General features: G+C 70.1%; 18 protein-coding genes. 6 read left to right on the top strand and 12 right to left on the bottom strand.

Features of this window, described 5'->3' with window-relative positions; genetic code table 11:
- Positions 1 to 169: 169 nt before the first annotated feature.
- The 7 genes from kdgK1 to EAO78_RS14415 form a co-directional block, all read right to left on the bottom strand.
- A complete protein-coding gene (gene kdgK1 / locus EAO78_RS14445; protein WP_203227904.1) occupies positions 170 to 1,135 on the bottom strand; it encodes a bifunctional 2-dehydro-3-deoxygluconokinase/2-dehydro-3-deoxygalactonokinase in 966 nt (321 codons plus the stop codon).
- A gap of 104 nt (positions 1,136 to 1,239) precedes the next feature.
- Positions 1,240 to 1,821: a DUF7519 family protein gene (locus tag EAO78_RS14440; RefSeq protein WP_238987714.1), complete on the bottom strand. Its 582-nt coding sequence runs from the start codon at positions 1,819 to 1,821 to the stop codon at positions 1,240 to 1,242.
- A complete protein-coding gene (locus EAO78_RS14435; protein WP_122106540.1) occupies positions 1,818 to 3,275 on the bottom strand; it encodes a DUF58 domain-containing protein in 1,458 nt (485 codons plus the stop codon). Before EAO78_RS14435 ends, EAO78_RS14440 begins: the two co-directional genes overlap by 4 nt.
- Positions 3,272 to 3,886 (bottom strand): DUF7269 family protein, encoded by a 615-nt coding sequence (locus tag EAO78_RS14430; RefSeq protein ID WP_122106539.1) that lies wholly within the window; start codon positions 3,884 to 3,886, stop codon positions 3,272 to 3,274. Before EAO78_RS14430 ends, EAO78_RS14435 begins: the two co-directional genes overlap by 4 nt.
- Positions 3,886 to 4,842 (bottom strand): DUF4129 domain-containing protein, encoded by a 957-nt coding sequence (locus EAO78_RS14425; RefSeq protein WP_122106538.1) that lies wholly within the window; start codon positions 4,840 to 4,842, stop codon positions 3,886 to 3,888. The genes EAO78_RS14430 and EAO78_RS14425 overlap by 1 nt, the downstream gene beginning before the upstream one ends.
- Before the next feature lie 92 nt (positions 4,843 to 4,934).
- Positions 4,935 to 5,981, bottom strand: coding sequence for an MBL fold metallo-hydrolase (locus EAO78_RS14420; RefSeq protein WP_122106537.1), 1,047 nt, complete (start codon positions 5,979 to 5,981; stop codon positions 4,935 to 4,937).
- A 96-nt stretch (positions 5,982 to 6,077) separates the two neighbouring features.
- Positions 6,078 to 7,100 carry a two-component system sensor histidine kinase NtrB gene (locus EAO78_RS14415; protein WP_122106536.1) on the bottom strand — a complete coding sequence of 341 codons (1,023 nt, stop codon included), beginning with the start codon at positions 7,098 to 7,100 and terminating at the stop codon, positions 6,078 to 6,080.
- Positions 7,101 to 7,280: 180 nt separating this feature from the next.
- Between EAO78_RS14415 and EAO78_RS14405 the strand changes: the two genes are divergently transcribed.
- On the top strand, positions 7,281 to 7,658 hold the full coding sequence (locus EAO78_RS14405; protein ID WP_122106534.1) for a hypothetical protein: 378 nt from the start codon (positions 7,281 to 7,283) through the stop codon (positions 7,656 to 7,658).
- Between the two features lie 31 nt (positions 7,659 to 7,689).
- Here the strand turns inward: EAO78_RS14405 and EAO78_RS14400 are convergent, their stop codons facing one another.
- The gene (locus tag EAO78_RS14400) at positions 7,690 to 9,555 is read right to left on the bottom strand and encodes an acetyl-CoA carboxylase biotin carboxylase subunit (RefSeq protein WP_122106533.1); all 1,866 of its coding nucleotides are present in this window, start codon (positions 9,553 to 9,555) and stop codon (positions 7,690 to 7,692) included.
- 66 nt (positions 9,556 to 9,621) lie between these two features.
- Positions 9,622 to 10,851 carry an RNA-guided endonuclease InsQ/TnpB family protein gene (locus EAO78_RS14395; RefSeq protein WP_122106532.1) on the bottom strand — a complete coding sequence of 410 codons (1,230 nt, stop codon included), beginning with the start codon at positions 10,849 to 10,851 and terminating at the stop codon, positions 9,622 to 9,624.
- 332 nt (positions 10,852 to 11,183) lie between these two features.
- Here EAO78_RS14395 and EAO78_RS14390 point away from each other — a divergent pair, with 332 nt between their 5' ends.
- Positions 11,184 to 11,408 carry a hypothetical protein gene (locus tag EAO78_RS14390; protein WP_122106531.1) on the top strand — a complete coding sequence of 75 codons (225 nt, stop codon included), beginning with the start codon at positions 11,184 to 11,186 and terminating at the stop codon, positions 11,406 to 11,408.
- Positions 11,409 to 11,444: 36 nt separating this feature from the next.
- On the opposite strand, the gene EAO78_RS14385 is transcribed toward EAO78_RS14390, so the two are convergent.
- Together EAO78_RS14385 and EAO78_RS14380 are read right to left on the bottom strand one after the other, a co-directional pair.
- Positions 11,445 to 11,780 (bottom strand): hypothetical protein, encoded by a 336-nt coding sequence (locus EAO78_RS14385; RefSeq protein ID WP_238987713.1) that lies wholly within the window; start codon positions 11,778 to 11,780, stop codon positions 11,445 to 11,447.
- 1 nt (position 11,781) lies between these two features.
- The gene (locus EAO78_RS14380) at positions 11,782 to 13,326 is read right to left on the bottom strand and encodes an acyl-CoA carboxylase subunit beta (RefSeq protein WP_122106625.1); all 1,545 of its coding nucleotides are present in this window, start codon (positions 13,324 to 13,326) and stop codon (positions 11,782 to 11,784) included.
- Between the two features lie 328 nt (positions 13,327 to 13,654).
- Here EAO78_RS14380 and EAO78_RS14375 point away from each other — a divergent pair, with 328 nt between their 5' ends.
- The 4 genes from EAO78_RS14375 to EAO78_RS14360 all read left to right on the top strand — a co-directional run bounded on the left by EAO78_RS14375 (position 13,655) and on the right by EAO78_RS14360 (position 15,998).
- Positions 13,655 to 14,293 carry a 50S ribosomal protein L1 gene (locus EAO78_RS14375; protein ID WP_122106530.1) on the top strand — a complete coding sequence of 213 codons (639 nt, stop codon included), beginning with the start codon at positions 13,655 to 13,657 and terminating at the stop codon, positions 14,291 to 14,293.
- Positions 14,290 to 15,330, top strand: a complete 1,041-nt coding sequence (locus EAO78_RS14370) for a 50S ribosomal protein L10 (RefSeq protein WP_122106529.1) — start codon at positions 14,290 to 14,292, stop codon at positions 15,328 to 15,330. Before EAO78_RS14375 ends, EAO78_RS14370 begins: the two co-directional genes overlap by 4 nt.
- 15 nt (positions 15,331 to 15,345) lie before the next feature.
- Positions 15,346 to 15,675, top strand: coding sequence for a 50S ribosomal protein P1 (gene rpl12p, locus EAO78_RS14365; RefSeq protein ID WP_122106528.1), 330 nt, complete (start codon positions 15,346 to 15,348; stop codon positions 15,673 to 15,675).
- Positions 15,676 to 15,806: 131 nt separating this feature from the next.
- A complete protein-coding gene (locus tag EAO78_RS14360) occupies positions 15,807 to 15,998 on the top strand; it encodes a hypothetical protein (RefSeq protein ID WP_122106527.1) in 192 nt (63 codons plus the stop codon).
- Positions 15,999 to 16,023: 25 nt separating this feature from the next.
- Here EAO78_RS14360 and EAO78_RS14355 read toward each other — a convergent pair whose 3' ends face one another.
- A complete protein-coding gene (locus EAO78_RS14355; RefSeq protein ID WP_122106526.1) occupies positions 16,024 to 16,353 on the bottom strand; it encodes an ATP-binding protein in 330 nt (109 codons plus the stop codon).
- Positions 16,354 to 16,486: the final 133 nt, after the last annotated feature.

The raw sequence follows: 16,486 nt of genomic DNA, 5'->3' as shown, positions 1-16,486 counted from the left end.
TCCGATCGTGGACGGGCCGATCGTTCTTCCGGTCACGTGTCGATCTTCCGCCAGTCGGATATTAACGGTTTCCCGTCGATTGTCGGATCCGATATTCGACCGCCCGATCCGCCGCGAACTCGACCGCCCGATAGCGGGACGATGGACGGTGCTTACGCCGTCGGAAACGTCACCGGTCTATCCCGGCGTCGCCCTCGAGGACGCGGTCGACCTCCTCGGACGTCACGACCGCGATGTCGCCGCCGACGGTGCGTTTGAGCGCCGCGGTCGCGGCCGCGCGCTCGAGGGCCGCGGGCACGTCGCCCCCGTCGATCCGCTCGGCGAGGAAGCCGGCGACGAACGCGTCGCCGGTGCCGATCGCGTCGAACGTCTCCGCCTCGAAGACGCCCTGCTCGTGGACCGATCCGTCCCGGAGCGCGACCGCACCGCCAGTTCCGCGCGTGACGACCACGCACTCGAGGTCGTGCTCGGAGGCGAGGCCGTGGGCGATCTCGACCGCGTCGCCCTCGCGGTCGAGCACCTCGTGGGCGTCCCGCTGTGGCACGAACAGCACGTCGACGTCCGCGAACAGCGTCTCGTAGGCCCGTCGCGCAGTCGCCGGGTCCCACAGCTTCGAGCGGTAGTTCAGATCGAACGTCCGGGTGACGCCCGCGTCGCCCGCCGCCCGCAACAGCGACCGCGTCGTCTCCCGCGTCGTCTCCGAGAGGGCCGGCGTGATCCCCGTCGTGTGGAAGTAGTCGGCCGACTCGAGCGCGGCCGTCGGCAGCTCCCCGGGCTCGACGGTCGTTATCGCGGCGTTCGAGCGGTCGTAGATCACGTCCGTTCCCCGTGGCTCGCCGCCGTGTTCGAGGTAGTAGGTCCCGACGCGGCCGGCGTCGGCGTCGGTCCACGCCACGCCGGTGCGGACGCCGTGGCTCCGGAGCTCGCTCACGATCCGGCGGCCGAGCGGCGACTCCGGGAGCTTCGAGAACCAGACCGCGTCGGCGCCGAGCCGCGCCGCACCGACCGCGACGTTGCTCTCCGCGCCGCCGGCCTGGACGTCGAGCTCGCGGGTCCGCTCCAGTCGCTCGCCCCGCGGCGGGGAGAGCCGGAGCATCGTCTCGCCGAACGTCACGAGGTCCGTCACGCCGACCACCCCGTCGGCGCGGTCGCGTCGGTGTCCATGCCCGCCCGTCGACCGCCGGGTACAAAAGCGACGCCGATCCGAGGTCGCCGTGGTCGGCCGTCGGTCCGTCCCGCTCACCGGAACGCCGACGCCAGGACGACACCGCCGAAGCACAACAGCGCGAGCGCGGCGATCGGCTGGCCGCCGGCCGCGACGACGTACGTCCCGTAGACGACCACTGCGGAGAGCGTTCCCACGAGCAGGGACGTGCCGGCGTGGACCGCCACGTTTCGACGGGTTCGGGCCTCCCTTCCAACCTGGCGGCCGATCGAGAGCCCGTGGTCGGCGACGTCCCACGCGACCGCGAGCGCCACGCCGGCCACGAGGAGCGGCTCCGCGCCGCCGCCGAACTCCGCCGCGAGCGCGATCCCGCCGATCCCCGCGGCGGCCCCCCACGACAGGACGCGCGCGGAGCCGAGAAGCGACCCGGCCGCGAGACAGACGATCGACGCCCCGACGACCGCGCCGCCCGTCGGCGCGGCGACGACCGCGGCGGCCGTCGCGACCGTCGCGGCGACGAGACTCGCCACGACCGCGAGGAGCGGCGGACGCGTGTCGCGCTCGCGGTCCTCGTCCGCCCCGGAACCGCGGCCCTCGCTCGTCTCCGGTCCACGCTCCCCGCCCGGTTCGATCCCGCGGCTCCCGTTCGCGCTCATCGCGACCACCGTCCGTTCGCGCCCGCGACCGCCGCCGCGAACGAGCGGTCACCCCACTCGACCACGCGGATCCCCGCGCCCCGCAGCGTCCGGATCCGCTCCCGGCGCTCGACCGCGGCCAGCCTGCGACCGGGCGTGGCCGTCGACCGCGACGCCGACGCGGTCGGATCCGGCGAGAGAACGGTGACGAGGTGGCCGTACGCGTCGAGCCGGCGCGCCGTGTCGACGGGAACGTCGTCGACGAGCGGGGTGAAGAACAGGACCTGGGCGTCGCCCGGAAGCCGCCGTCGGAACCGACGGCGCCACAGGGTTCGGTAGAACCGGTCCTCGGACGGCGTCGGCGCGAGCGCGGGGTTCGTCGCCAGCGTCTCGCGACCGCGCACGGCGTGGTCGGTCCCCGCGCCCGGCGGCAGCCAGCAGTCGCGCGGCGACATCGCCGCGATCCCGACCCGGTCGCCGCCGGCCAGCAGCGCGGTGAACACGGCCCCCGCGGCCTCGACGCTCGCCTCCACCGCGGTGTCGGCATCGGGCCTCGCGGCGACGTACGCAGGCTCGCGGGCGTCGACGAGCAGGACGACCGTCGCGGCCCGCTCCTCGCGGAGCTCCAGCGTCGCCAGCTCGCCGGTTCGCGCCCGCCGATTCCAGTCGACCCGCTTGAGCGGGTCGCCCCGGCGGTACTCGCGGGTCGCGTAGAACTCGACGCCGGACCCGCCCACGTCGGTCGGGACGCGACCGTGCGAGACCGTCGTCAACCCCCGAAGCGGGAGCTCGCCGCCCGCGGCCAGCTCCGGGGTACACGTCAGCCGGGTCGGCGTCTCGAGCTCCGTCAGGCGCTCGCGGGAGCCGGCGGCGTTGCGGACCACGGCCCGGATCGTCCCCCACTCGTGGTCCCCGCGGCTCGCGCGGACCGCGTACGAGAACGTCACGCTCGCGCCCGATCGGAGCGCGGTGGCGACCCGCGCAGGACCGGCTACGACCTCGAGTCCCGGCGGCACCCCGTCGACGAGCCGCAGGTCGAGACACGGCGCGTCGCCGACGTTTCGCGCGCGCACCGTCACCGTCACGGCGTCGCCGGGGTCCGGCGTCCGGTCGCTCACCTCGCGCTCGACCGCGAGTTCCGCCTCGTCCGCCTCGCCGAGGCGCGCGTACAACCCGTACCCGACCGCCGCGGCCCCGACGAGAACCGTCCCCGGCTGCCTGAGCGCGATGCCGATCCCGACCAGCGTGAGCGCGACGCCCGTGACCCCGACCCACCGCCCCGTGTCGAACGCGCGGAGCGCCCGGCGTTCTGTCGGCGAGTCGCGGGCGGCGTCCCCGCCGTCTTCACGGTCGGTGGCGGCGGGGCTCGTGCCGTCATCGGTCGACGCCGGATCGCCGTCCCCTCCGACCACCTCGTCCGGTTCCGACGCCGCGGTCGTCGCCGGATCGACTCGATCCCGTTCGGCCGCCGTCATTCGCTCCCTCCCGTTCCGTCGTCGGTTTCGCTCCGCCCGGGGACTCGCTGCCCGCCGGCGTCGATCCCGGTCGTCGCCCGTTCGAGGGCGTCGACGGCGGCGGTCACGCCGATCCGGAACGTCGACCTTCCGGGCAACCCGCCCCGTATCTGATCGCGGAGCGGGTAGCTGGCCGACCGCGAGAGGAACGCCGCGGCGGTGCGGTCGTCGGTCCAGGTCCCCTCCTCAACGAGTTCGGCGGCGCGTTCGCGCGAGCAGTTCCGCTCCCGGGCGACCGTCCGGACCGCGGCCGCCCGCACCCGCGATCGCACGTCGTCACGGGCGGCGCGACCGCGACGCCGACGGGCGGACGCGGCGCGAGCGACCGTCGCGTCGAAGTCCGCGCCGGGGACCGCCGCCCGCTCCCGTCGCTCGGGCTCGCCGAGGTCGGTCGACCGTCGCTCCCGACCGCGGCGCGCGCTCGCGTACCGAACGCCCTGGATGACGCCGAGCAGGCCGATCAGCGTGACGACGACCCACGAGAAGTCGAGCGTGCTCGCGAGCCCCCGGTCGACGGCGACGAGGAAGCCGGCGGCGACCGCCGCGATCCCGACGGCCGCGAGCGGGCGCACTACGGCTCACCCCCGTGTTCCGCCTCGATGCGACGGAGCGCGGCCGCGGCCCGTCGCTCCCGGTCGTCGGTCGGGTCCGCGCCGCCGTACCGCACCCGCTCGAACACCTCGGTGAGCTCCGAGACGGGCTCCTCGTCGACGCCGGCCTCGACCGCGGCGGCCGCGAACTCCGTCGGCGTCGCGGAGGCGGGACGGTCGATCTCGAGCGCCTCGGTCATCCCGCGCCACGCCCGGTACACCCCGTTGTCGCCGGCGTCGCCCTCGATCCCGTCGGCCGCCTCCCCCGCGGCTCGTGCGACCGCGGCGAGGTCCGGATCCGTCCGGTCCGGCTCGGGCTCCGCGGGTCCGCGGCTCCCGGGAGACGCTTCGTCGTCGTCGCCGGCGGCCGCCACCAACACGAGGAGGCTGACGAGGATCGCGAGGACGACGACGGCGAGGAACACCGCCTCGGGCGTCGAGACGTTCCCGGAGCCGCCAGCGAGCCCCGATCCCCCGCCGCCGCCCGCCGGGAGCAACCCCTCCTCCTCGCCCGCGAGCCCGAGGTCGAGCTCCCCGACCGTCTCTGGGTCCCGACAGCTCGAGAGGCCGTACCACACCACGCCGACCGGGAACCCGACCGTACCCGCGACGACGGCCGCGGCGAACCGCGATCCGGTATCGCGGTACGCGAGCGCGCCGATCACGAACAGGCCCGCCGCGAGGAGCAACAGCGCCGACGGACTCCGGAGGACGGGATAACAGATCGGCGGCAACGCCAGGACCGTCGGCCCGCCCGACGTCTCCGAGGGGCTGACCTCGCCGGGGTCGTCCGTCGGGCCGGCGCCGCCCTCGACGCCGCCGCTGAACCCGCCGCCCCCGTCGACGGCGACCGCGGAGTCCAGGGTCGCGGCCGCGATGCCGAGGGCGACGACCGCGAGGAGGGCGAGGAGGGCGGTCGAGAGAGTCTCCCGCTTCACGACGGTAGATGCGCGCTCGAGCGGGAATAGCTTTCGGCGAGGGCGGCGGGCCTCCAGGTCGGCGGAGGGGCGGGATCATCCGGGCGGTCGGGTCATCGACTCGCCGCGTCGAGCGCCGTCGTCGGGAACAGATCGGCCACGATCGGGTCCGGGTCGAGGAGGCGGTAGGCGGTCCCGTCGCGCTCGAGAACGCCCGCACGCTCGAGGTGGTCGAGGTGTGCGAACGCCTCCCCGGGCCCGTGAAGCGTGTGGATCTCCTCGAGGTCGCCGAACAGCTCCGCCGACACCTCCCAGGCGGTGGCCGGTCCGGACTCCAGGACGTCGAGCACCCGCCGGGTGCGGTCGCGGTGGTGGTCGAGGATCTCCGCGGCCCGCCGGCTCGGCTCGTCGATCCGCTCGCGGTGGCCGGGGTGTGCGGCGTCCCAGTCCCGCTCGACGATCCGGACGAGGCTGCCGGCGTAGGCGGCGAGCGGCTCCTCGACCCGGACGTCCGCCCCGCCGACGTTCGGCGTGTATCGCGGGAGCAGCGCGTCGCCGGTGAACGCCTCCGCCGGCGGGTCCTCGCCCGCTCGGTCGCCCCCGCGGACGGGATCGTGTCCCGGAACCGTCCGCGGGTCGAACGCGAACGCGCAGAGCCCCGCGGTGTGTCCGGGCAGGTGGACCGCCTCCAGTTCCACCCCGCCGAGGTCGATCGTCTCGCCGTCGACGATCGGCGTCACGTCGGCCTCGCGGCCGTAGATGTCGGTTCCCTCCCGTTCGAAGAACGTCGTCAACCGCTCGCGCGCGTCCGTCGGCAGCCCCCATCGGTCGAACGTCTCACGCTGGGCCGCGGGGTCCATCGCGAAGGGACGCTCCCGGCCGTCGACGAGCGGGGCGTCCGCCTCGTGGACGTACACGGTCGCGTCGCCCGCCGCCTGGATCTCGCCGGCCAGCCCGGCGTGATCGGGATGCCAGTGTGTGAGCACCACCGCGTCGACGTCGGCGAACTCGACGCCGTGTTCCGAGAGTCCCTCCCGCAGGTCCGCGCGCGCCGACGGGACCGCGACGGCGGTGTCGACGAGCGTCGTCCGGTCCGCCTCGATGAGGTAGGCGTCGTTCTCGCCCTCGAAGACGGTGTTCCCGAGTTGGATCCGTTTCACGTCCGTCGATCGAGGGGCCCCCTATTCAGGATTGCTACCGCGGGGGCGATCGCCGGGAGCCACCGCGAACCGTTCCCCCGTCCGCCGGCCTTCGATTCACTCCGCGGGCTCGACGCCCCGGACCTCGAAGCGTGCGCCGCCCTCGGTTCCTTCGGTCACGTGAACCCTCCAACCGTGCGCCTCGGCGACCTGTTCGACGATGCCCAGGCCGAATCCGGTTCCCCCCTCCACGGTGGTGTAGCCGCTCTCGAAGACCGCCTCACGATGGTCCTCCGGGATCCCGGGGCCGTCGTCCGCGAGGTAGAACCCGCCGTCGGCGAGAGCGCCCACGGTGACGGTCACCTCGTCGCCGCCGTGTTCGATCGCGTTTCGGATCAGGTTCTCCAGGAGTCCCACGAGCCGGCTCTCGTCGGCCGAAAACGCGAGGTCGCCGTCGACTCGCAGCGTCGCGTCCCGGGTCGCGACGTTCCGCCATGCCGCTCGGACGAGCGCGTCGAGTTCGACCCGCTCCGCCTCGTCCAGCTCGTCGCCCGCCCGCGCCAGCGACAGGAGGTCGTCGACGAGCGACCGCATCCGGTCGTGTGCGCGCTCGATGTCGTCGATCTGTGATGAGTCACACTCCTCGCGGAGGAGTTCGAGCCGCCCGGTCGCGACGTTGAGCGGGTTCCGGAGGTCGTGTGAGACGATGCTCGCGAACTCGTCGAGCCGCTCGTTCTTCCGCCGGAGTTCCTCCTCGTTCCGTTTCCGGTCGGTGATGTCGCGGATGACGCCGACGCGGTCGATGCCGTCGTCCTCGGGGACCCGGGCGAACCGCATCTCCACGGGGAACGTCTCGCCGGCGGCAGTTTGAAAGTCGTACTCGATCACCCCGACGTCGCGGTCGCCCGCGTCGACCTCCTCGCGTGCCCGACGCGCCTTCCTCGCCGCTTCGTCGGTTGCCCACTCGTAGATGTGGGTCCCGAGGAGTTCCTCGCGACCGGTGTTCTTCATCTCGGCGTACCGGTCGTTGACGTAGACGATGACCCCTTCCGGGTCGACGGCGTAGACGCCGTCGTCGAGCGATTCCAGGACGGTCTCGTACCGCCGTAGGTCCGTCTCCTCGCGTGATCGATCGGTCATTCCCGGTTCGATCCGTACTGTGGCCCTACGGGATATAAAAGGTCGTCCGGGCGGCCCTCGACGGGATCCGGTCGATCTTCCGTCGCGTCCGCGTCGGTCGACTTCGACGCGGTCGGGTTCGCGTGGTCGACCCTCCACCGATCCGCGACGTCCTTTTGGCCGTCCGGTCGAACGCCCGACATGGAGTATCAACCCGGGGTCTGCAACATCGGGCCGGCCCAGCGGCGGCGACGGCTCCTGCTCGGCGTCGTCTCGCTTCTGGCCGCGGCCGCCCTCGTCGCCGCGATCCTCGCGGTCGGGTGGCCGCGCTGGACGCTGGTTCTCACGACGTTCCCGCTGTACGGGGCGGCGATGGGATACTTCCAGCATCGCGAGCGGTTCTGCGTCGGCTTCGCCGGCATGGGCGTCTTCGACGCGGGCGACGGAACGGAACGGGTCGACGACCCGGAGGCGCTCGCCGCCGACCGGCGGCGAGCGGTTCGGTTGAACGTCAAGTCGCTGGCCGTCGGCGGCCTCCTCGCGGTGGCGATCTACGGGGTCGCGGTCGTGGCGCCCTGAGTCGCCGTCGCACGGGTCGTGGCCGTGCCGATCACTCGAGGACGACCAGCACGTCGCCCATGTCGACGCCGTCTCCCTCCCCGACGTGAACGCTCGCGACGGTGCCGCCGCGCTCGGCGACCACGTCGTTCTCCATCTTCATCGCCTCGAGGACGCAGACCACGTCGCCGGCGGCGACCTCGTCGCCCTCCGCGACGTCGACCGAGAGGATCGTCCCCTGCATCTCCGCTTTCACCGCCTCGCCGCCCTCCGCGACGTCGACGCCGCCGGAGTCGTCGTCGCCCGTGTCGGTCGCCTGCGGGGGTCGCTCTCGGCGGTCGCCGCCGGATCCACCGGACCCGCCCGCTGACGTCGGGATCGCCGGCGCGCCGCGCTCCTCGAGGTCGACCTGGAACCGCTTGCCGTTCACTTCGACGGTGAACTCCCGTTGGGTCACCTCCCCGTCGCCGTCCTCGTCGTCGCTCGAGGATCCGGAGGACGCCGTTCCCCACCGCTCCTGTGCGTCGGCGATCCGGTCCGGATCGACCTCCTCGTCGAGGTACTTCGTCGTGTGCGTGCCCGCGAGGAACCGGTCGTCGGAGAGCATGAGCCGGTGGAACGGGACGATCGTGACGACGCCGTCGACGTCGTACTCGGCGAGCGCGCGCCGCGAACGGGCGAGACACTCCTCGCGGTTCCGCCCCCACACGATCAGCTTCGCGATCATCGAGTCGTAGTCGGTGACGAGCTCGTCGTCCTGCCGCAGCGCGTCGTCGACGCGGACCCCGATCCCGCCCGGCGGGTCGTACGTGTCGAGTCGCCCCTCGCTCGCGGGCTGGAACCCCTCGGCGGCGTTCTCGGCGTTGATCCGGAACTCGATCGCGTGGCCCGAGAGCTCGACGTCGTCCTGGGCGATCGAGAGCCCCTCGCCGCTCGCGATCCGGAGCTGTTCCTTCACGATGTCGATTCCCGTCAACGCCTCGGTTACGGTGTGTTCGACCTGGATCCGGGTATTGACCTCGAGGAAGTAGAAGGGCGTGTCGGGGCCGAGCGGCTCGGCCGGGTCGCGGTCGGGGTCCTCCTCGACGAGGAACTCGACGGTCCCGGCGTTGGCGTAGTCGGCGGCGGCGACGCCGCGGCGGGCCGCCTCGCCGATCCGCTCGCGCAACCCGTCGGAGAGCGCGGGGGAGGGGCCCTCCTCTATCACCTTCTGGTGGCGGCGCTGGAGCGAGCAGTCGCGCTCCCCGAGGTGGACGACGCCGGCGTCGTCCGCGACGACCTGGACCTCGACGTGCCGCGGCGTCTCGAGGTACCGCTCGAGGTAGACGGAGTCGTTCGAGAAGTACGCCTCTCCCTCGCGTTTGGCCGACTCGAGGGCCTCCTCCGCCTCGTCGGCCGCCTCGACGATCTTCATGCCGCGACCGCCGCCGCCGCCCTCGGCCTTGATCGCGACCGGGTAGCCGTGCTCCGCGCCGAACTCGCGGACGGCCCCGGGGTCGGTGACGGGCTCCGTCGTCCCCGGAACGATCGGTACCTCGGCGTCGGCCATCGCCCGGCGGGCGTGCGTCTTCTCGCCGAGCCGCTCCATCGCGTCGCTCGAGGGACCGATCCAGGTCACCCCGTCGGCCGCCTCGACGCGCGCCGCGAAGTCGGCGTTCTCGGCGAGGAAGCCGTAGCCGGGGTGGATCGCGTCGGCGTCGGCCGCGCGCGCGGCGTCCACGACCGCCTCGCCGTCGAGGTAGGAGTCGGCCGCGCGGGCCGGCCCCACGTTGTACGCCTCGTCGGCGTAGCGGACGTGGCCGGCGTGTCTGTCCGCGTCGCTGTAGACGGCGACCGTCTCGACGCCCAGCTCCTCGCAGGCGCGCATCACGCGGACGGCGATCTCGCCGCGGTTCGCGACCAGTACCTTGTCGAACATGCTGTCGGCCCGTTCTCGGAATACGCACCTCATTCTGTCGGTCCGGGACGGGTGAACTACCCCACCCTACTCGCTCACGGCTGACGCCGTTCGCTCCTTGAGGGTGGGGCTTCCTGTTTCCACGACGCACTTTACAGATACAGGCGTATCCGCAGGGAGCGCAGTCTCCACAGGCGTTGATTCGGAGTGTCCCACTCCTACTTCGTCAAGACCGCGAGAAAGGATATTCCACGACGCATTCGCGTCTCTGTCTGCCTCAAACCCACACGACGGACACGAATGCTCACGCACCCACAACGGTTTGTCAGTCTCCGTTCCGCACGACGCACACTCTTTGGTCGTGCCTCGGGGGTCTACGGCGATGAAGTGCGTGCCTTCGCGTTCGCACTTGTATTCGAGCATTCGCAGGAACGTTCTCCACGAGGCTCCGGCTCGGTTCCGAGAGTTGCCGGGGAGTTCAACCAACCCCTTCGCATCCAAGTCCTCAACGGCCACAAGGTCGTACTCACGGGCATAGTAGTTCGATAATTTGTGGAAGAAGTCTCGGCGCTTCCGTTTCAGGTCGGCGTGACGTTGGGCAACGGTCTTACGTTGTTCTTCCCAGTTGTTCGAGCCGTGTTCCTTCCGAGAGAGTTCGCGTTGGGCACGTTCCAATCGTTCGCGCTCGTCGGAGAAATTTGGTGACTCGACAGCGGTTCCGTCCGTATCATGTGCGTACTTCAGGGTACCAACGTCAATTCCGACGATTCGCTCTGGATTCTCCGACTTCTCGGGAGTGCCTTCGTCCACGTCGATGCCGAACGCAGCGAACCACTCGCCCGTAGGTTCTTGTTTGACCGTGACCTGTTTGATAGTCGCGTTCTCGGGGATGTCTCGGTGAAGGTGAATCGGTATTTCACCGATTTTGCTCAACCACAGGACAGGCCGACCACTCGTGTTCTTGAGTTTGAAGCCGGACTGGTTGTAGGTGAGCGACCGATACTCCCGAGGCGGTTTCCACTTGAGCATTCCCACGGCGCGTCCGTCCTCTTTCTGTGCTTTGAGCGTGGAGAGGTTGTCGTAGACGCGCTTGACGACCATCTGCAACACTTTCGAGTGAATGTCGTTCAGGTCGTCCCACCACGATTTGAGGTCGGGGAGCGTTCCCTGTACCTTGTAGCGGGCTGGAATCTCGTCGGTCCCGTTGAGTTTGTAGAGGACGTGGTTGTAGAGTTGTCTACAAGTATCGACGTGATGTAGAAGCGTCTCGGAGAAGGCTTCCGGTGGGTTGAGTCGATACTTGTAGTTGTAGTACATCTATGACTCTCGTTCCTCGATAAGTTCGTCCAGTTTCTCTTGGACGAATGAAGAGAGATTCAGGTGATTGTCCTGAATCCACTCCTCTTGGTCGTCGCGGATGGAGATGTTTTTGCGAGTCGTCACAACACATTATACACAAGATACATAAATAAGAGTTGTGATTGTGTGGGCCTGTGGGTCGGTTGTCGCGGAGTGTTTGGGAGGCGATGACGGCGCTGCATCCCCTCCCTACTGCGCTACTCGGTCGCTTTGCTCCCTGCGTTGCTCCGTGAGGAAGGGGACTTAGCGCCTGAATACAGTTAAGGGGTACCGAGCCCGGATCGTCGGGTATGCTCTCGGCAGGGAACCCCTACGTGTTGCCGTCGGTGCTCGTCGGCGCGGCCGTCTACCTCGGGCTCTCGGCGCTGACCGACGCCTCCGTACTGGTCCGGGTCGCCGTCCTCGTCCTCATCGCCGGCGTCGTCCCGATCGTCGTGAACCGCGTCGTCGGGGTACTCCGCGGCGGGAACGCGGCCGAGCCCGATATCGATCCCGATCCCGACCCGGAGGAGTGAACGACCGGGCGCGGGACGGGCGACCGGCTCTCGGGCTCAGAACCGGTCGAGCCGGCCGGCAGCCGTCCACGGGTCGGCGGGCGCGGTCTCGGGAACGCGAGCGCGACGGCCCCGAACCGACTCCAATCGCCCGGCGAATCCCCAACGGTCGCCGCGCCAGCCGAGGTCGGCGTGGTCGGCCGCGGCGGCCGCAGCCGCCGCCTCGCGGTCCCGGAGGTGCGCCGCGACCGCGACCGCGATGGCGGCCGCCTCCGCGTCGTCGGCGTCGTCGGGGATCCGCAGGTCCCCCGACGCGATCGGGGCGTCCGGCCCGGGCGTGTCGTCTCCTTCCCCCGACGTGTCGGCCTCCTCCGCGGGCGAGTCCGTCGCCATCTCAGATCGGGATGTTGCCGTGTTTCTTGTCGGGCCCTTGCGCGAGCTTTCCGGTCAGCATCTCCAGGTCGTCGATCAGGCGGGCGCGGGTCTCCGTCGGCTCGATCACGTCGTCGACGAAGCCGCGGTCGGCCGCGGTGTAGGGGTTCGCGAACTCCTCGCGGTACTCGTCGATGAGCTCCCGTCTGTGCGCCTCGGTGTCCTCGGCGGCCTCGAGCTCCTCGCGGTAGAGGACGTTCACGGCTCCCTTCGGGCCCATCACCGCGATCTCCGCGGTCGGCCACGCGTAGTTGACGTCGCCGCCGATGTGCTTCGAGGACATCACGCAGTAGGCCCCGCCGTACGCCTTCCGGGTGATGACCGTCAGGAGGGGGACGGTCGCCTCCGAGAAGGCGTACAGCAGCTTCGCGCCGTGCCGGATGATCCCGTCGTGCTCCTGGTCGGTCCCGGGCATGAATCCCGGCACGTCCTCGAAGGTGAGGATCGGGACGTTGAACGCGTCACAGAAGCGGACGAACCGCGCGGCCTTCTGGCTCGATTCGATGTCGAGCGTGCCGGCGTTCACGCGGGGGTTGTTGGCGACGATCCCCACCGAGCGACCGTCGAGGCGGGCGAAGCCGACGACGACGTTCTTCGCGAAGTTCTCCTGGACCTCGAAGAAGGAGCCCTCGTCGACGACGCCGTCTATCACGTCGTGCATGTCGTAGGGCTTCCGGGGGGCGTCGGGGACCACCTCGGTCAGCGACTCGTCGGCGCGCTCGGGGTCGTCCCACGGCTCGACGCGCGGGGGATCCTCGACGTTGTTCTGCGGGAGGTACGAGAGCAGCCGGGCGATCCCGTCGAGGGCGTCCTCCTCGCTCTCCTCGGCGAAGTGGGCGACCCCGGACGTCGAAGTGTGGGTGACCGCGCCGCCGAGCTCCTCGAAGCTCACCTCCTCGCCGGTGACCGTCTCGATCACGTCCGGTCCGGTGATGAACATGTGGGAGGTGTCCTTCACCATGAACGTGAAGTCCGTGATGGCCGGCGAGTACACCGCGCCGCCGGCACACGGCCCCATGATCGCCGAGATCTGTGGGATCACGCCCGACGCCTCCGTGTTCCGTCGGAATATCTCCGCGAAGCCGCCGAGGGAGGCGACCCCCTCCTGGATCCGCGCGCCCGCGGAGTCGTTGAGCCCGACGACGGGCGCGCCCACGTCCATCGCCTTGTCCATCACCTTGCACACCTTCTCGGCGAACACCTCGCCGAGCGACCCGCCGAAGACGGTGAAGTCGTGGGCGAACACGAACGTCTTCCGACCGTTCACCTCGCCGTACCCCGTCACCACGCCGTCGCCCGGGAGTCGCTGTTCCTCCATCCCGAACGTGTGGTTCCGGTGGGTGCGGAACCGGTCGAACTCGTGAAACGTGCCGTCGTCGAGGAAGCAGTCGATCCGCTCGCGGGCGGTCATCTTCCCCTTCTCGTGTTGGGCGGCGATCCGCTCGTCGCCGCCGCCCTTCGCGGCCCGCTCGCGGCGGTCCCGGAGGTCCTCGATGCGGTCGTCCATCGTCACGCCGGACCACCCTGAGTCATTGGGTTACGCGTCGGCGAGCGTCGTCAAAAGGGTTCCCCTATCCGACGATATCGGGGTTCGACACGCGTCGTACACGGGTCGACCTCGGCCGGTTCCGCCTCGGGTCCGCGCCGCTCCGCACCGGATTCACGTCGGATCCGCAGTGGAACCGCGCCGCTCCGCCGCGTCGAGGGCTGTCGCCGATTCACACGCGGAACGCCGCTTCGACGGTTTTAAGCGTCCGATGGGCCACTCTCCGATGAGACAGGCTTCGCCTGTTTCACTGACCCGTAGGAGCGACCTGCGTACTACGGAGGTGAAAATGGCAGACACAATACAAGAGGCCGTGACCCTCGCACTCGATGAGGCCCCCGAGCGGAACTTCCGCGAGACGGTGGACCTCGCCGTCAACCTGCGAGACCTCGACCTCAACGATCCGTCGAATCGCGTCGACGAGTCCGTCGTGCTGCCGGCTGGAACTGGACAGGAGACACGCATCGTCGTCTTCGCGGAGGGCGAAACCGCCGTCCGCGCCGCCGAAGTCGCCGACGAGGTCCTCGACGGCGAGGACCTCGCGGACCTCGGAGACGACGACGACCGCGCGAAGGACCTGGCCGACGATACCGACTTCTTCGTCGCGGAGGCCAACCTGATGCAGGACATCGGTCGGTACCTCGGTACCGTCCTCGGTCCGCGCGGCAAGATGCCGACTCCACTACAGCCGGACGACGACGTCGTCGAGACAGTAAACCGGATGAAGAACACGGTGCAGCTCCGTTCCCGTGACCGCCGCACGTTCCACACGCGCGTCGGCGCGGAGGACATGTCCTCGGAGGACATCTCGAGCAACATCGACGTCATCATCCGCCGACTCGAGGCCGACCTCGAGAAGGGTCCGCTCAACATCGACGGGATCTACGTGAAGACCACGATGGGTCCCGCGAAGGAGGTGCCCGTATGAGCACCGTCCGCAAGACCGAGACGATCCCGCAGTGGAAACGCGAGGAGGTCGACGAGCTCGTCGAGTTCATCGACTCGTTCAACTCCGTCGGGATCGTCGGCGTCGCCGGCATCCCGAGCCGCCAGCTCCAGGCCATGCGCCGCGAGCTTCACGGCTCCGCGGACGTCCGGATGAGCCGCAACACGCTCACGATCCGCGCGCTGGAGGAGGTCGACGAGGGCGTCGAGGAGCTGACCGGGTACGTCTCCGGTCAGGTCGCGCTCATCGGGACCAACGACAACCCCTTCGGGCTCTACAAGCAGCTCGAGGCCTCGAAGACGCCGGCCCCGATCAACGCGGGCGAAGTCGCCCCGAACGACGTCGTCATCCCCGAGGGTGACACCGGCGTCGATCCGGGACCGTTCGTCGGCGAGCTCCAGACCGTGGGCGCGTCCGCGCGCATCATGGACGGGTCGATCAAGGTCACCGAGGACTCGAAGGTTCTCGAGGAGGGCGAGGTCGTCGACGACGACCTCGCGAACGTCCTGACCGAGCTCGGCATCGAGCCGAAGGAGGTCGGGCTCGACCTGAAGGGCGTCTACTCCGAGGGCGTCCTCTTCGAGCCGGACGAGCTCGCCATCGACGTGGACGAGTACCGCGCGGACGTCCAGTCCGCCGCGGCCGCCGCGCGCAACCTCTCCGTCAACGCCGCCTACCCGACGGCCGCCACCGCCGGCACCCTTCTCGCGAAGGCCTCCGGCGAGGCGAAGTCGGTCGGGCTGTTCGCGGAGATCGAGAGCCCGGACGTCGTGCCCGACCTCATCGGGAAGGCCGACGCCCAGCTCCGCGCGCTCGCCGCGCAGATCGACGACGAGGAGGCGCTCCCCGAGGAGCTCCAGGGCGTCGAGGCCGCCCCGGCACCGGAGCCGGCGGCCGACGACGACGAGGAAGAACAGGCGGACGAAGACACGGAAGACGCCGAGGATTCCACCGACGACGACGCCGACGAGGACGACGGCGACGACGGCGGCGAGGGTCTCGGCGCGATGTTCGGATAACACGAGGTTACACCAATGGAATACGTTTACGCTGCGCTCATCCTGAACGAGACTGGCGAAGAGATCAACGAGGACAACGTCACCGGCGTGCTGGAAGCCGCCGGCGTCGACGTCGAGGAATCCCGCGTCAAGGCGCTCGTCGCCGCGCTGGAGGACGTCGACATCGAGGAGGCCATCGAGACGGCCGCCGCGGCTCCCGCCGCGGGCGCGGCCGCCGGCGGCTCCGCGGACGAGGCCGAGGAGGCCGAAGCCGACGACGAGGAGGAGGAGGCCGAGGAGGCCGAAGCCGACGACGACGAGGACGAAGGCGACGGCGGCGAGGGTCTCGGCGAGCTGTTCGGCTGAACCCGGCACCCACCGCGTCGGACGCCGGGGCGATATCGCCCCGCAGTACCGCGTTTTTTGAACCGCTCCGTTTCGACGAGTGATAGCGCCGCCCGCGGTCTTTTATATCGGTCCGACGAACCGGCTGTCGAATGAAGATCGTCGACGGCGACAAGGCGGAGTGCGATAGGTGCGAGTCGGTCTTCCCGCTCGAGGCGGTGTCGCTCCTCGAGAAGGAGACCAACCGGGACTACGAGCGGGTGTTGTGTGAGACGTGTCTCGGATTGGTCGGGGTCCCCAGGGGATACGCGCTTCGCCGCGACATCACGCATCTCGGCGGGTGATCGGGTCGGCGCGGTCGATTTCGGCTCACTCGACGGCGTCGTCCGCGACGAACTCGACGCCCGTGATCTCGAACCGCGCGCCGCCGGCCTCGCCCTCCGTGGCCCTGATCTCCCAGCCGTGTGACTCGACGATCCGCTCGACGATCCGCAGGCCGAAGCCGGTCCCGTCGCGTCGGGTCGAATGGCCGGCGTCGAAGACCTTGTCGCGGTTCTCGGGAGCGATCCCGGCGCCGTCGTCCTCGAGATAGATCCCCGTCCCGTCCGCGAGAACGCCCGCGGAGACCGTCACGCCGTTGCCGCCGTGTTCGGCGCTGTCGTCGGGCTCCGCCCGGCTGCCAGTGGAACCGTGTTCCACGCTGTCGTCGGGCTCCGCCCGGCTGCTCGTCGAGCCATAGTGATAGCCGAAAAATTTGTAATGTTAGAGTGTGAGTACGAACTATGCCTGGACCGTCGAAAGATCACCTCGAACATCTGAGTGAAGAGGAACT

Origin of the sequence: Halobellus captivus (assembly GCF_003697845.1) — an archaeon.
Lineage (GTDB): Archaea > Halobacteriota > Halobacteria > Halobacteriales > Haloferacaceae > Halorubrum > Halorubrum glutamatedens.
Note: the sequence above shows the minus strand (reverse complement) of the source record. Positions and strands in the feature narration are given on the sequence as shown.

Bases quoted from the DNA above. Each gene is read 5' to 3' on its own strand.
- EAO78_RS14380 (WP_122106625.1), bottom strand. From the start codon at position 13,326: ATGGACGACCGCATCGAGGACCTCCGGGACCGCCGCGAGCGGGCCGCG.
- EAO78_RS14415 (WP_122106536.1), bottom strand. From the start codon at position 7,100: ATGACCGATCGATCACGCGAGGAGACGGACCTACGGCGGTACGAGACC.
- EAO78_RS14440 (WP_238987714.1), bottom strand. From the start codon at position 1,821: ATGAGCGCGAACGGGAGCCGCGGGATCGAACCGGGCGGGGAGCGTGGA.
- EAO78_RS14405 (WP_122106534.1), top strand. From the start codon at position 7,281: ATGGAGTATCAACCCGGGGTCTGCAACATCGGGCCGGCCCAGCGGCGG.
- rpl12p (WP_122106528.1), top strand. From the start codon at position 15,346: ATGGAATACGTTTACGCTGCGCTCATCCTGAACGAGACTGGCGAAGAG.
- EAO78_RS14395 (WP_122106532.1), bottom strand. From the start codon at position 10,851: ATGTACTACAACTACAAGTATCGACTCAACCCACCGGAAGCCTTCTCC.
- EAO78_RS14375 (WP_122106530.1), top strand. From the start codon at position 13,655: ATGGCAGACACAATACAAGAGGCCGTGACCCTCGCACTCGATGAGGCC.
- EAO78_RS14435 (WP_122106540.1), bottom strand. From the start codon at position 3,275: ATGACGGCGGCCGAACGGGATCGAGTCGATCCGGCGACGACCGCGGCG.
- EAO78_RS14370 (WP_122106529.1), top strand. From the start codon at position 14,290: ATGAGCACCGTCCGCAAGACCGAGACGATCCCGCAGTGGAAACGCGAG.
- EAO78_RS14400 (WP_122106533.1), bottom strand. From the start codon at position 9,555: ATGTTCGACAAGGTACTGGTCGCGAACCGCGGCGAGATCGCCGTCCGC.
- EAO78_RS14390 (WP_122106531.1), top strand. From the start codon at position 11,184: ATGCTCTCGGCAGGGAACCCCTACGTGTTGCCGTCGGTGCTCGTCGGC.
- EAO78_RS14385 (WP_238987713.1), bottom strand. From the start codon at position 11,780: ATGGCGACGGACTCGCCCGCGGAGGAGGCCGACACGTCGGGGGAAGGA.
- EAO78_RS14360 (WP_122106527.1), top strand. From the start codon at position 15,807: ATGAAGATCGTCGACGGCGACAAGGCGGAGTGCGATAGGTGCGAGTCG.